We start from the raw sequence: 13657 nt of genomic DNA, 5'->3' as shown, positions 1-13657 counted from the left end.
TAGTGTAAAAAAATTATTCACTTCTCAAAAGACAGAGTTTAAATTACACCCTCTTTCGCTATAAATTATTACAAAAACAGGTGTCTGGAAGTGTTTCGGAATAAATATATATCCTTTAAAGTATACTCATGATAATTTATATTGCTATTGCTGCCGAATTCAAAACGCCAGGGTAGCAATAACCCGCTTAGATACCGATGAAAGAATTATTTCCTGCACTATTTAATTTCTTGAAGAATGGGATTCAAGTACCATGTTTCATATTACAAAAGAGAAATTTGGCTTACACAACAAAATAAAAAATTACTAGTTTAGATACCACAAAAAAACGGTGTTAGGATATTTGAAGAATTTATCTTGATTTCTCCTGACAAACTTACCCCCTTATGGAATATCCAAATACTTATGCACTTGTAGCGAAATGTGCCATTGTGGATTTGCCATTACGTATTGAGTGATGAGAGGCATCATCTGCTCGCGTTTTCCCCATTCCGGCTGGAGGAGGAGCTTGCAGTGGGGGCGGACCTTGGTGGCTTCTTGTTCCGCCCATTTCAGGTCTGATTTGTTGAATACGATGATCTTGAGCTCGTGGGCTGCGGAATATGCTTCAGCTATCGGGAATTTGAATTTCTTGGGGGAAAGTGTGATCCAGTCGAAATGGCCATGCAGCGGACTGGAGCCGGAGGTTTCGATGTGGACTTGAAAGTTCCTGGCTTTGAGTTGCGCTGTAAGTTCTGTGAGGTCGTGAAGTGCCGGTTCACCGCCAGTTATTACGGCAATTCTGGCCGGGTGCCGTGCGGCCTCATCTGCAATAGCATCTGCCGCCACGTACGGATGTGCATCAAAATCCCAGCTTTCCTTTACATCACACCAAACGCAGCCCACATCGCAGCCTCCCAGCCTGATGAAATAGGCGGCATGGCCGGTAAAGGCGCCTTCGCCCTGTATGGTGTAAAAGGCTTCCATCAGCGGCAGTTTGGCGGCTGTGGATGCTGGTATAGGATGGGTCACGGTTTATGCAAAAATCTCTTGTTTGGCAGCCCGGAGTGTGTTCAGAAGTAATGCCGTAATGGTCATTGGCCCCACGCCACCGGGAACGGGCGTCATGGCGCTGCACTTTTCTTTGAGGGCTTCAAACTGCATGTCGCCCCGCAGGCGGTAACCGCTCTTGCGTGTGGCATCGGGTACGCGGGTGGTGCCAACGTCAATCAGCACTGCGCCTTCCTTCACCATGTCCGGCCCCAAAAAACCGGGAATACCCACTGCCGTAATGATAATGTCAGCCTCTGCTGAAAGCTCTTTCATGTGCTCCTGATCAGAATAGCGGTGGGCCAGGGTCACCGTGGCATTGCCCGGATAAGTATCGCGCGATAGCATCAGGCTGATGGGCGTGCCCACGATCATGCTGCGGCCTATTACCAGCACATGTTTCCCGGCTGTTTCCAGTTTGTAATGCTCCAGCAACATGACGATGCCCAGGGGTGTGGCCGGCAGCAGACAGGGAAGGTTCTTCACCATCCGGCCAATATTCAAGGGATGAAAGCCGTCAACATCTTTGCGATAATCCACGGCCTGTATTACTTTGTTTACGTCAATTTGCTTAGGCAGCGGAAGCTGAACGATGAACCCGTCAATATCCTGGTTTTGGTTGAGTTCATCAACTTTTTCCAGGAGTTCTGATTCGGCTATAGTGTCGTCAAATTCAATTAGGGAAGAGTGAAAACTAACCTCGGCACAGGCACGGATTTTATGCGCCACATAGGTTTGGCTGGCTCCGTCATTGCCCACGAGTACAGCCGCCAGATGGGGCTTTTTGCCGTTTTTCTCAAGAAGCTTCAGGGCTTCCGTTCTAATATGTTCTTTAAAAAAAGTTGCGGTGGCTTTACCGTCCAGTAGCTGCATTGATTATCGTGCTTTAGAAGGACAGCAAATTTATCCAAAGTTTAATCCTTTGGAAGTTTAATAATACAATCTCGGGGGAGTGTTTCTTAATCAGGGATGATTTCGCCAAAAAGATCATATTCCAGCGCATCTGTGATCTTGATCCTGGCAAAGTCGCCAATGCGCAAATACTGGCCATCGGCCTTCACCAGCACCTCATTGTCCACCTCGGGACTATCATACTCGGTGCGGCCTACAAAATATTCCCCCTCCACGCGGTCAATCATCACCTTTAGTTCCTGGCCAATGCGCTGCTGGTTTTTGGCAAATGATACTTCGCGCTGCACCTCCATTACTCTTTCTGCGCGGCTTTCCTTTTCAGTTTCTGAAATTTCATCGGCCAGCGAAAATGCATGGGTATGGTCTTCATGCGAATAAGGAAAAACGCCCAGACGATCGAATTTCTGGTCCTGCACAAATTGAAGGAGTTCCTGCACGTCTGCCTCCGTTTCACCCGGATGGCCCACCAACATGGTAGTACGAAGAGCAATTCCGGGAACTTCATTCCTGATCTTGTCCAGCAGTTCCTCTGTCCTGCGCCTGGTTATTCCCCGCCTCATGATTTTGAGGACATTGCTGCTGGCATGTTGCAACGGCATATCAAGGTAGTTGCAGATGTTGGCCCGCTCGCGCATTACTGGCAGAATGTCCTCCGGAAACTGTGAGGGGTAAGCGTATTGCAGCCTTATCCATTCAATGCCTTCCACATCGCTGAGGCGCAGGAGCAGGTCGGCAAGGGTGCGTTTTCCGTAAATATCGAGGCCGTAGTATGTAAGGTCCTGCGCTATAAGAATCAGCTCTTTGGTGCCCTGGCTGGCAAGGCTTTTTGCCTGCGCCACAAGTTGCTCCACGGGAAAGGACTGATGGCCGCCACGCATAATTGGAATGGCGCAGAAGGAACATGGCCTGTTGCAACCTTCGGCTATCTTGAAAAAGGCATAATGAGAAGGCGTTGTAAGCAGCCGCTCGCCCAGCAATTCATATTTATAGTCAGCCTCCAGCGCTTTCAGCACGTCCGGAAGTTGCCGGGTTCCGAACCATGAATCCACCTCCGGGATCTCCAGTTGGAGATCATCACGGTAGCGTTCGCTCAGGCAACCCATTACGATGAGGTGGTTGATCCTGCCTTCCTTTTTGGCTTCGGCAAATTCTAGGATGGTGTCTATGCTTTCCTGCTTCGCATTTTCAATAAACCCGCAGGTATTTATCACAACAGTATCGCTCCTGAGGGTTTGCTGCTCATGAACCACGTCCATCTTGTTGGCGCGCAACTGCCCCATCAGCATTTCGCTGTCCCATATATTCTTGGAGCAGCCTAGGGTTTGTACATTCACGCGCTTTGATTTATTCGGATTGGCTTTCATTCAGCATTGCTTTGAGCGGCAGCCGTAGGCAAAAAGGTTTCCACAGAATTGAACACGCCCGCCCTGCTCAGGGCATTGAGTAAATGATTATGATATATGTTACACCATATTCATGGTAGAATCATCTTTAATAATTCAAATTAAATAACCGTTTTGTCTTATGGAAATTAATTCAAACCACCGCTTCCTATTTTATTTCTCAAAGCCAAAATAAACTCTATCCCCGAACTCTCTTTAAATGTGCATCCAACTTATCAAAAGTGCCACGAAATCCTTCCTGCATATTTTCAAACCCCTCCTCGTAGGTATTACGCTCTTCCCTGGTGGCATTAACGGCTGCGCCCTGCAAAGTCATTTTGGTTTTGCCATTTTCTTCTTCCAGCCTCAATATATTGAGCATCTCCAGTGGCCAGTTTTCATCGAACGGGGCGCGGGTTATTCCTCCGTTTTCTTCAGAAAATGAATTTATAAAAACGATCCTTTCCGGGGCCAGAATACTGCGATAGGCGAAACGGCCCCACATGGCATCGCCATCCTCATTTTCCATTTTATAATGGAATTTACCTCCCGGCTTTACCTCCATTTCTTTAATGTCAATTTTAAAACCTGACGGGCCCCACCATTTGGCCATTTGCTCTTTTTCTGTCCAGGCTTTATACACTTCCTCGCGGGGCGCATCAAAAGTCCTGGTGATGATAAACGGCTTGCCCACCGCGGCTTCCGAAAGTTCATTAACTAAAGGCAATGCATCGTCCCACATTTTTTCCATCATGGCCAGCCAATCGGGGCCGATTTCCAATTCAATGTTCAACTCAGATTTCCCGTTATGCGATTTGACGCGATAAATTTCAAGCGCCCCTTTCCAGTCCCTGGCTTCTTCGGAGTCATAATTTTCTTCGCCATTTGCGACCACACCCAAATGCTCAATCACAATTTCCTCGTTCGGGACATGCTTCTTAATTCGGCTGGCCAGGCCGCTGCCGTCTTTGGTCAGGAACAATACCTTGCTTGCTTCCCTCCTTCCAATCCGTAACCGCGTAAGAGGTGGGTTCAAAAGCTGAAGTCCAGATGCGGTAAGTTTCGTCCTGGAGCAATACGTTCCACACCTTTTCTTTCGGTGCATTTATGCCGATGGATTTTCTGATGGTTTGTAGTGTCATGGCTGTGCAATTTATTTATGCAAATTTAAAATATGCAGACAGCAAAACAGAGGGTGTGGTACGTCAATCGTCCGGGCAATTTCCGACAGGGCAACGTTTTATGTTTCTGGTCGTAATATCCGGTTAAAACTCCTGAATGCCCTGATTTTAACAAAAACTTCTTAGTATTTATGCGGATGATATTTCGTTCCAATAATGTCTATTTTGCGACAGATTTATAAAGTGAAAGAGATATGGAACCAGGGCTTCTATCTAATTGAATATCTATGGAAACCTCGCCAGGGCGCAGGCCCGCTTTTTTCCGTGCTTTCACTGATCTGTGCCGTATGCTGACTCCTGACTACATATCCAAACCCCTAAGCCAACCAACTATCGGGAAAATACTGGTATTCTGGCTGTGGCTTTTCATCACTGCATTGCCTTTTGTTGTACTCGGCCAGGACGAGGCTGTGCTGACTTTATCGCAGGAATCAGAAAGCTATAACCTGGGACCATACGTCTACTATTATGAAGACACTGACAATTCTGTTGGCATTGAGGAAATCACTTCAGCGGAATTTGAGGGCAGTTTTACGCGGTCTGCGCAGGAGCGCCTGAACTTCGGCTACACCAAATCAAATTTCTGGATTAAGTTCTATGTAGATAACACTGCGCCCGCTTCGGAGCGGTGGATGCTGACGGTTAAGTATCCGGTGCTCGACAGTATTCGGCTCTATTCGCCCTCCTCCACGGGAGGTTGGAACATGCTCGAGGCGGGTGATTTTTATCCGGTGGATAGTCGTGAATTTCAGCACCGGTATGTAGTAATGGATCTCAATGCCAAACCGGGCATTACGCCATATTATCTCTGGGTGCGAACAGAGGGCTCCTACCAGGTTCCCCTGCGCATTTATAGCCTCAAAGCGCTCTACGAATCTGACGTGCAGGTGGAACTGCTGTTCGGGCTTTATTATGGGGTGATGCTGGTAATGCTGGTTTATAATTTTTTTGTTTTCCTGTCCCTGGGAGATCGCAACTATCTTTTTTATATCATCGCTATTTTAGGAAATTTAATGTTTTTCTCTTCTATTAATGGCCACGTGTACCGCTACCTGTTATCAGATTATCCAATGTGGGCAGGCAATTATATTGTCAATATTTCAATGGGAGTATTGGGTTTTGGCTCGGCCCTTTTTTCCAGAAGCTTCCTTGAATTAAAGAAATATTCGAGGCCACTTTATTATATGCATACCGTAATAATGGCAGCTTCAATATTTATAATTATTGCTACATTTTTTATGCGCTATCATTACGTAGGAACTATGGCAGCCGTGGTTCTGGGCGTAAATGCGATAGTGATTTTTTCCAGCAGTATCGTGAGCTACAGGAGAGGGAACAGCGCTGCCCGGTTTTTTATTATGGCCTGGACTTTTTACCTTACCGGAGCAACTTTGGTTATTCTACGAAATTTTGGATTATTGCCTGGCAACGACCTCGTGACGCACGGAGTTGAAATAGGGGCAGCCCTGGAAGTGATCCTCCTGTCTTTTGCTTTAAGCGATAAATATCGAATTATAAAAAACCAAAAAGAAGAAGCACAGCGGCTGGCCCTGCGGCTTGAAAAACAAACTACGGCTGATCTTGAGCATAAAGTAAAAGAACGTACCCGCGAAATCGAAAAACAGAAGTTTAATCTGGAGATCGAAAAAAAGAAGTCAGACGACCTTTTGCTTAATATAATGCCCTCAGTCGTTGCAGAAGAGCTTAAACAGCATGGGAGTATTAAGGCCCGGCTCTACATAAATGTAACGCTGCTTTTTATTGATGTCAAGAATTTTACAAAAATAGCGGAAAAGCTGGAACCTCAGGCCCTGGTGGATGAAATTGATTATTATTTCAGCAATTTCGATGACATTGTGTCGAAATATAAACTCGAAAAAATAAAAACGATCGGGGATGCTTACCTGGCAGTAGGCGGAATGCCGGATGAAAACCATGCGGGCCCTAATGATGTGGTAATGGCTGCACTCGAACTGCAGGAATTTACTAATGCAGTAAGAGGCGAAAGGAAACTGGGCGCGGAAATCAGGGCCGGAATACACACCGGGCCGGTGGTGGCTGGTGTGGTAGGCAAAAGCAAATATCAATTCGACATTTGGGGTGATGCCGTGAATATCGCAGCCCGCATGGAGCAGAATTCATCAGTGGGCAGAGTTAATATTTCACATTCAACTTTTGACCATATAAAGTCAGATTTTAATTGTGAATACAGGGGAAAGATTAACGCTAAAAACAAAGGCCAGATAGACATGTATTTTGTAGTCGGAAAAAAGGAAGCATGATGCACCTTTGCTACGGTGGCCTGGGTTCGTTGCATTACGCTGCCGGCAGATATTGATGAGGCAGTTGAATGGTTAGAGGAATAAAAAGCAGATTTTGATAATTGGGTGTTTACAAAATTAAATATGCTTTTGAACAATTGGGATGATATGACAATGCAGAATTTTACTATAAAAACTACCACAGTAAATCTTCTTCTGGTTTTAATATTCCCCTGCTCCCTTTCAGCACAAAACCTGGTGAAAAATTCAGGTTTTGAACAAAAGCGAAAAAATCCAAATCGCTCAATAGTAATGGATGATATTGGATTACCCTTTTTCGCAACAGGCTGGGGAAAAATATGCACAGTGGATCACTTCCAGGCTAGCTCCAATCCGGATTCCAGTGAGTATGACAACCAACTTTCGAACGACACAAACAAAAGCTGGTGCGGCCTCATCACGCAGATGCAGGGGAATAACTGGGGCATTAAAGAAAAGAGCTATCGTGAATACATCACGGCACCACTTTGCCAGCCTTTAGTCCCGGGAAGGAAATATATAGTACGCCTCCAATATGCTCATGCCTCCTGGGTAAAGTATGCCTCTAATGGATTAGGGATTGCTACCTCCGACACCATTATACTTCGCACCGGACCCGAACTTTGCCATCCTTATCCGGCAAATCCTTTAATTTATCTTAAAAATGTATTCATTCAGGAAACTTCGGAATGGCAGAAACTAGAAACTACGTTCACAGCTAAAGGAGGTGAGAAATACATTATCATTGGAAATTTCCTTTCTGTTAAAAAAACTAAAAAGAAAAAAATACGAGAAAGAAATTCTGAGGATCTGTTCGCTTACTATTATATTGATAATGTTGAGCTTTATCCCGCAACTGAATCGCTAGAACATGCCAACCCCTGTTATGAAGAAATACAGGAAATTGTGCTTCACGATTTGAACTTCAGACCTAATGAGGCAGTAATTCCACGCGAATCATTTAAAATGCTGGATTCCATAGCTAATTACCTTTACGGAAAAGAATTAAGGTTGCATGTAATTGGCCATACAGATAGTGTGGGAGACTTCAATTTTAATATGAAACTTTCCGAAGCGAGAGCCCAGGCGGTGTCAGACTATTTAATTTCAAAAGGGATAAATCCGGCCTATATAAAGACTGAAGGCATGGGACTTACAAAACCCATTGACAGCAACAGCACCGCAGAAGGCAGGCAAAAGAACAGACGGGTTACAATCGAAATCAGATTAGTTCATTAAAAAATTCCCGGCAGTCTCCCGGAGGAGATCCCCTGAACATTTATCCGCTTTTTTCAATCTGTAATGTGTCCTTGTCAAATAAAATTGTCTGAAGTTTTTCAGGTTTGCTTTGGATGGAGAATCCTTTGCCAAAATCGGTGGTTATTTGCAGGTGTTGGATAGAGCAAGCAATGCAAATCAAAGTTGTGAAATCAACCCTCTCCCCTCCTGCCCTCTCAAAACCACCTGAACCAGGGACGTTCTGCAAAGGGAGAAAAGGGCCAGGGAATATTGATCAGGATAATAAGCAGGCCGATGGAAAACCAGATAGCCATTGCTTTGAACTTCTTTCGATCCGTCTTCTTTCGCTTGGCGGAAATCGCTCCTATTGTAATGAGAATAATGGCCACCAACATCATCAGGCTATGCTCCATCCCAAAAAACCGGATCTCGCTTATCTTCACGGATTCCTGGAAGTTATTCATAAAGGATTGAATAACGGGGCTTACAAAATACAGAATCAATGCTGCAAGAAACTGAAGGTGAACGATACCGAGGGTTGCGGCTCTTAGTTTATTGTCCTGCGCTGTGAATGGCCGGTTGGTAAGCAATCCGTTAAAAGCACGATAAATTGCCAGTACCAAAAAGATCAGGACCAACCATCGCAAGATGGAATGTAGAACCAATAAAAAAGTGTAAGCATCCATAATGTCGTTTTTTACTTGGGTGATTTAAAGTTTCTGGTCCCGGTTCATTTTACCTGCAATTGCTCACCTTTCATGCTGTGTGCGGCATCCCTTCTAATGTCCCGTCACCCGTAAATTGAGGTTGCTAAGATAGAACTCCCTTTTTCATTTGGCAGGATTCAGCATTTTGTATCTCCATATCAGGCCTTTCAGCAAAATTGCGATCATAAAATTTACAATTTCAAAACCTTCCTTGTATATACATTTTCATTGCTCTGAAAGCTCAGGAAATAGATGCCGTGCGATACGTTTTCCGGTACCCGGAAATGATGATTAAGCGTTCCCTCACCCGGTGAGGAAATTTGCCAGCGCTCCAATACACGGCCGGTCCGGTCAGTTAGCCTCACCTCAATATCTGCCGCTCCGGGAGTAAAAAAACTGGCGTAAAATTCATGGGAAAAGGGATTAGGATAAACGCTGATGATATGTTCGTCAGCAACTGCTTCTCCCGTCATTGTCCGGCAAATCTGGAAAGCCGTGTGAAAATCAGGGATTCCGTATCCAAGAAAAATGTCGGGCTGGTTATATTGGCTGGCGCTTCTGATGATGGCATCGCGGATCTGCATGTTGCTAAGCTCCGGAAATGCCTGCCACAAACAAGCTGCAAGTCCGGTTACCAACGGAGCTGCCAGTGAAGTTCCGTTGATGGGAACGGTTCCCAGGTCATCCAGTGAGGCAGACTCCACTGCTGCACCCTGTGCCGCTATTTCCGGCTTCACCCGTCCGTCAGCCGAAGGGCCGCGTGAGCTGAAACCTGCATATTCCGCTTCGGGTATCACAGCGCCTACGGCCAAAATACTGTCCGCGTCAGAAGGTGCCGTAATCTTACCAAAAGCCCGGTCTCCTTGGTTCCCGGCACTGCTCACCACCAGGATACCTCTGGAGGCTGCCAGATCCGCAGCCCTTGTTATGATGGTGGTATTCCCGTCAAACATTTCATAGGTGTGGTTCATCGTGGAATCATCGAAAAAATGGTAGCCAAGCGAGGAGTTGATGAGCCAAGCCCCGGCACTGTCAGCATATTCCGCACCTGCCGCCCAGGCTATCTCTTCGGTCAGGTATTCTGTAGCGCCCTCCTCCGTCCTCAGCAGCAGGTAACTCGCTGCCGGAGCCGTGCCGGTCAGCGCTCCCGGCAGGTTACCCGCCATCACGGAAAGCACATAGGTACCGTGGCTGGCAAAATTGTATACAGAAGCGGTATCCTGATAAAAATCATGGGTGCCAACAATTCCGTTCCGGGCATTCAGGTCAGCGAAAGCAAGCAACTGGTTAGTCCGGGTAAAACCTGCATCCAGCACAGCGATGCGCATTCCTGCTCCCTGAAATCCCTGCTCATGGAGCCATTGCCCGTTCATCATTTGAATTTGATTAAATGACTGGCCGTAATTCCGTTTTCCGGGAAGAAACAGGTTGGTATCCGTATCTGCCATATTTATTTCCATGCCCTCCGCAGTACCCCGGTATTCCACCCCCTTCACGAAAGGAAGCGACTGAATATCTGCAAGCAACGAACTATCTTCCAGCGCCACCACAGCGGAATTGAACCAGCGGGTAACAAACAACACACGCACGCCCATTTGGCGTAATTGAGCAAGGTAGGTGGGCGTTACCGGCAAATCCAGCGAATCCAGTAGAATCCCCTGGTTTTCCCTGCGCTCCATTGCCTCAGCCGAGAGAAATTCTAGCGGCCTGTCCAGGGAATAAGGATTATTGTTTTTATCAGTAAATGAAACCTGGAACTTGAAAGTAGAGTCCTGCGCAAATAATTGTGGGGCCAGGAAAAGCAGGAACAGGGCTGGTATTGTCCATTTCATTAAAAGGTCTCAATTACGTGCCGGTGGGATGAGAACTCCCGCCCGGCACAGGTTTGCAGGCTATTTGAGTTCGTACCGCAACAGGCTCTGCCGCGTGATGTAGCCATCGCGGGAGTAAACATCGGGATTGCCGGGATCTGGTTGCGTCTCCATTTCCTTTCGTTCGCTATGCACCAGCCCGATACCGGTAGCATATACAGCACTCTTCATATCCTGGAAAATGAGGTTGGAATCCGCCAATTCCACAACCGTTGCTGTGGAATCGAAATAGAGATCGCCCACCGCCTTTGGCTTATGAACATTCGCGTAGGTGTAAATTGCTTCACCCCCGGTGTTGTAAGCATTGCCATTCCAGGTTCCACCCTCTTTCACCGGAAATACCATTTTTACATACTTCACATTTTCAGCAGTGAAATGAACGGCATTGTCCAGCTTCTTAACGCTCCACACGTTCATAAGGGTCCAGGGACCATGTTCGGATTTGCCCGCAGAGCGCTTCACTTTATAGGCAGTTTCTCCGGCCTGATCAGTATAAGGTTCTGTAAATTCTACACGCAGGTAGTTTACCACCGTATCTACATTGTCCGGATCGAAATTGCTGTAGCGCACAGAATCCACGCGATAATAATAAATATAGCCGGTATCTACCCTGTAATATTGCTCATACATTTTTACCGGATCAATAACTTCATCTTTACAAGAAATTAAAAACAACAGGCAGGCAACGCCAACAAGGTACTTCTTCATTTTATTTTAATTTTTAAATTTAATTTTAAAACGCTATTTAATATTGAAATTTTAATCTTTAATTAAATACTCTTTAAAATATGGCCTCCGCCAATTACGTCATTTCCTTCATAAAATACGGCTGACTGCCCGGGAGCAATGGCCTTAACTTCATGATGAAAATCAACCCGGATGCGGTTGTCTTCAAAAGGCGTGAGAATACTATGTGCTCCCTGGTCTTTGTAGCGGATCTTTGTCACCGCCTCCATGCCGGGCATCAGGGTATCATATTTCTGAAGGTTCACCTTGTACACTTCCATTGAGGAGCGCTCCAGGTCGGTTTCCTCACCCAGCGTAACGGTATTACTGTTGGGATCAATATCAGTAACGAACACGGGCTTTCCGAGCGCTATGCCCAGCCCCTTCCGCTGACCAATGGTATAAAATGGATAACCCTCATGCTTCCCCACCACAGTTCCATCGGTCAAAACGAAATCTCCTCCTGCCACCTGAGTTTCCAATCCTTCCACCCTGCGCTTCAGGAAAGAGCGGTAGTCGTTGTCAGGTATAAAGCATATCTCATAGCTTTCGCTTTTCTTCACCAGTTCATCGTAGCCACGATCCAGCGCCATTTGCCTGATCTCAGTTTTGGTATAGCCTCCAAGCGGCAACAGGGTGCGGCCCATGCTTTCCTGCGTCAGGCCCCAGAGCACGTAGCTTTGGTCTTTCCACTCGTCCCTGCCTTTGGATACTACGAACCGGCCATTCTCCAGGCGCTTATTGGCATAATGGCCTGTTGCGATAAACTCACAATCAAGCTTGTCTGCCCGCTTCAGGAGAGCCTCCCATTTGATATGCGTATTACAAAGCACGCAGGGATTGGGCGTTCTACCCGCCACGTATTCATCTACAAAATAGTCAATTACATGATCTCCGAATTCATTGCGGATATCAAGAATAAAATGATGAATGTCGTTTTCCACGGCCACCGCCCGCGCATCATTAATGGAATCAAGGCTGCAGCAACCGGTTTCTTTTTTATTCCCACCAGAAGTTTCGTAATCCCAGGTTTTCATGGTGATGCCAATTACATCATAGCCCTGCTCCTTCAGCATAACTGCTGCTACAGTGCTGTCTATGCCGCCACTCATGGCCATTAATACACGTCCGTGCTTGCTCACTTCCTTTAATCGTTGAATGATGAAAAACCTGCGCTCAGAATTTTTGCGCCTTTATGCACAATCTATTCCAGCCGCCATATTAAATTGTGGCTGGCCTAGAAAGGAATGGTAAAAATCGTCCGGGTTAATAATATCAGGTCGCGCGTGCTGCCAGTTTTTTAAATGGACCCTTAATTAAAAGCCTCAAATCAGGATTCTTTATGAAGTATGAGTAAGATAAAATTCCGTTTGAATAATCCCATTGATACTGCTATTCCAGATCTGTATTCAGCCTATAGCGCATGATGCGGTTATTTCCACGATCGGCTATATAGATCATTTCCTCGTAATAGCATACGCCCGAAGGATCCATAAACTCGAACGGGCCGCTTCCCTGCCCGCCAAATGACACGATCGCCCGGCCTGAAATTCCTGATGAAGGAGGCGGACTGACTCCCTCAAATCCCTGGCGGTTGAACTGGAACAAAGAATCCAACCCCGCATCTACCACGAATATATATCCGGTTTCATCGGTCGCCACAAATACATCCTGCGGGTTGCTGAAGCGATAGGGCGCATATAGCATGTTGCCTGGATTTTCATCCGGCCGCTCCAGGAGGGCAGGATTTTCTTCGTAGCGAATACCTGCATCCGGATTGAAATTCTCCCTGATCCAGAGAACCCGGAATTCTACGGGAACATTTTGCGCAGCCTGAGCTATCAAGAAATCGTGCGATTCATCCACACCGGCCAGGCGCTGTGGTGGTGTGGCAAAAGTGGCGATAGAAGAAACGCCAAGAATTGATTTCAGGCTTGGATTTTCAGGACTAAGGCCTGCTGCATAACCAATATCCTCGCCTTCAGGATTAAAAAACAGCACCGCATTATCGGGTCTGGCGGTGGATGCCGGATTATATATCGGCCCGGTGCGCGCCACATAAAGAACATTATCGGCCCGCGTGGCAAGCCCGGTGATCTCTACCTGCAAATCCGACATCCGGAAGCCCAGGTTGTTTCGCGAACGATCCATAAAAGGATGGATCAGCGTATCAATAATGGTGTAACCGCCAGCACCTGCTGCACTCACAATGCGATAAACTGCGGCAAGCTCGTGATCTGTGCCGTCAATATTCACAGTGGCTTTCCCTGCAACGTAAGTATGGAGCCGCCTGTCCTGCGTCACCTCTAC

Annotated in this window: 12 protein-coding genes; 2 read left to right on the top strand and 10 right to left on the bottom strand. The window is 46.5% G+C overall.

Annotated elements, in window-relative coordinates:
* Positions 1 to 384: 384 nt before the first annotated feature.
* The 5 genes from WD077_13245 to WD077_13225 all read right to left on the bottom strand — a co-directional run bounded on the left by WD077_13245 (position 385) and on the right by WD077_13225 (position 4465).
* Entirely contained in the window at positions 385 to 1011 is a 627-nt protein-coding gene (locus tag WD077_13245) for a 7-carboxy-7-deazaguanine synthase QueE (GenBank protein MEX0968200.1), read from the bottom strand.
* A gap of 3 nt (positions 1012 to 1014) precedes the next feature.
* The gene (locus WD077_13240) at positions 1015 to 1902 is read right to left on the bottom strand and encodes a tetrahydrofolate dehydrogenase/cyclohydrolase catalytic domain-containing protein (protein MEX0968199.1); all 888 of its coding nucleotides are present in this window, start codon (positions 1900 to 1902) and stop codon (positions 1015 to 1017) included.
* An 86-nt stretch (positions 1903 to 1988) separates the two neighbouring features.
* A complete protein-coding gene (gene rimO, locus WD077_13235; GenBank protein ID MEX0968198.1) occupies positions 1989 to 3305 on the bottom strand; it encodes a 30S ribosomal protein S12 methylthiotransferase RimO in 1317 nt (438 codons plus the stop codon).
* A 217-nt stretch (positions 3306 to 3522) separates the two neighbouring features.
* Positions 3523 to 4305, bottom strand: coding sequence for an SRPBCC domain-containing protein (locus WD077_13230; protein MEX0968197.1), 783 nt, complete (start codon positions 4303 to 4305; stop codon positions 3523 to 3525).
* A complete protein-coding gene (locus WD077_13225; protein MEX0968196.1) occupies positions 4262 to 4465 on the bottom strand; it encodes a hypothetical protein in 204 nt (67 codons plus the stop codon). The genes WD077_13230 and WD077_13225 overlap by 44 nt, the downstream gene beginning before the upstream one ends.
* Positions 4466 to 4731: 266 nt before the next feature.
* Here WD077_13225 and WD077_13220 point away from each other — a divergent pair, with 266 nt between their 5' ends.
* Positions 4732 to 6786, top strand: a complete 2055-nt coding sequence (locus WD077_13220) for an adenylate/guanylate cyclase domain-containing protein (GenBank protein MEX0968195.1) — start codon at positions 4732 to 4734, stop codon at positions 6784 to 6786.
* A 123-nt stretch (positions 6787 to 6909) separates the two neighbouring features.
* Positions 6910 to 8043 (top strand): OmpA family protein, encoded by a 1134-nt coding sequence (locus WD077_13215; GenBank protein ID MEX0968194.1) that lies wholly within the window; start codon positions 6910 to 6912, stop codon positions 8041 to 8043.
* Between the two features lie 215 nt (positions 8044 to 8258).
* Here WD077_13215 and WD077_13210 read toward each other — a convergent pair whose 3' ends face one another.
* The 5 genes from WD077_13210 to WD077_13190 all read right to left on the bottom strand — a co-directional run.
* Positions 8259 to 8729: a hypothetical protein gene (locus WD077_13210; protein MEX0968193.1), complete on the bottom strand. Its 471-nt coding sequence runs from the start codon at positions 8727 to 8729 to the stop codon at positions 8259 to 8261.
* A gap of 212 nt (positions 8730 to 8941) precedes the next feature.
* Positions 8942 to 10582 (bottom strand): S8 family peptidase, encoded by a 1641-nt coding sequence (locus WD077_13205; protein MEX0968192.1) that lies wholly within the window; start codon positions 10580 to 10582, stop codon positions 8942 to 8944.
* A gap of 60 nt (positions 10583 to 10642) precedes the next feature.
* The gene (locus WD077_13200; GenBank protein MEX0968191.1) at positions 10643 to 11329 is read right to left on the bottom strand and encodes a hypothetical protein; all 687 of its coding nucleotides are present in this window, start codon (positions 11327 to 11329) and stop codon (positions 10643 to 10645) included.
* Between the two features lie 62 nt (positions 11330 to 11391).
* Positions 11392 to 12489 carry a tRNA 2-thiouridine(34) synthase MnmA gene (gene mnmA / locus WD077_13195; protein ID MEX0968190.1) on the bottom strand — a complete coding sequence of 366 codons (1098 nt, stop codon included), beginning with the start codon at positions 12487 to 12489 and terminating at the stop codon, positions 11392 to 11394.
* 250 nt (positions 12490 to 12739) lie between these two features.
* The coding region (locus WD077_13190) for a hypothetical protein (GenBank protein MEX0968189.1) at positions 12740 to 13657 on the bottom strand (918 nt) is incomplete at its 5' end.

This window comes from Bacteroidia bacterium (genome assembly GCA_040880525.1).
Classification (GTDB): Bacteria; Bacteroidota; Bacteroidia; order CAILMK01; family JBBDIG01; genus JBBDIG01.
The sequence above is the reverse complement of the archived record's forward strand: the minus strand, read 5'-3'. Positions and strand labels throughout refer to the sequence as shown.

Coding starts and splice junctions, on each gene's coding strand:
- WD077_13240 (MEX0968199.1), bottom strand. CDS start 1,902: ATGCAGCTACTGGACGGTAAAGCCACCGCAACTTTTTTTAAAGAACAT.
- rimO (MEX0968198.1), bottom strand. CDS start 3,305: ATGAAAGCCAATCCGAATAAATCAAAGCGCGTGAATGTACAAACCCTA.
- WD077_13225 (MEX0968196.1), bottom strand. CDS start 4,465: ATGACACTACAAACCATCAGAAAATCCATCGGCATAAATGCACCGAAA.
- WD077_13220 (MEX0968195.1), top strand. CDS start 4,732: ATGGAAACCTCGCCAGGGCGCAGGCCCGCTTTTTTCCGTGCTTTCACT.
- WD077_13215 (MEX0968194.1), top strand. CDS start 6,910: ATGCTTTTGAACAATTGGGATGATATGACAATGCAGAATTTTACTATA.
- WD077_13210 (MEX0968193.1), bottom strand. CDS start 8,729: ATGGATGCTTACACTTTTTTATTGGTTCTACATTCCATCTTGCGATGG.
- WD077_13205 (MEX0968192.1), bottom strand. CDS start 10,582: ATGAAATGGACAATACCAGCCCTGTTCCTGCTTTTCCTGGCCCCACAA.
- WD077_13200 (MEX0968191.1), bottom strand. CDS start 11,329: ATGAAGAAGTACCTTGTTGGCGTTGCCTGCCTGTTGTTTTTAATTTCT.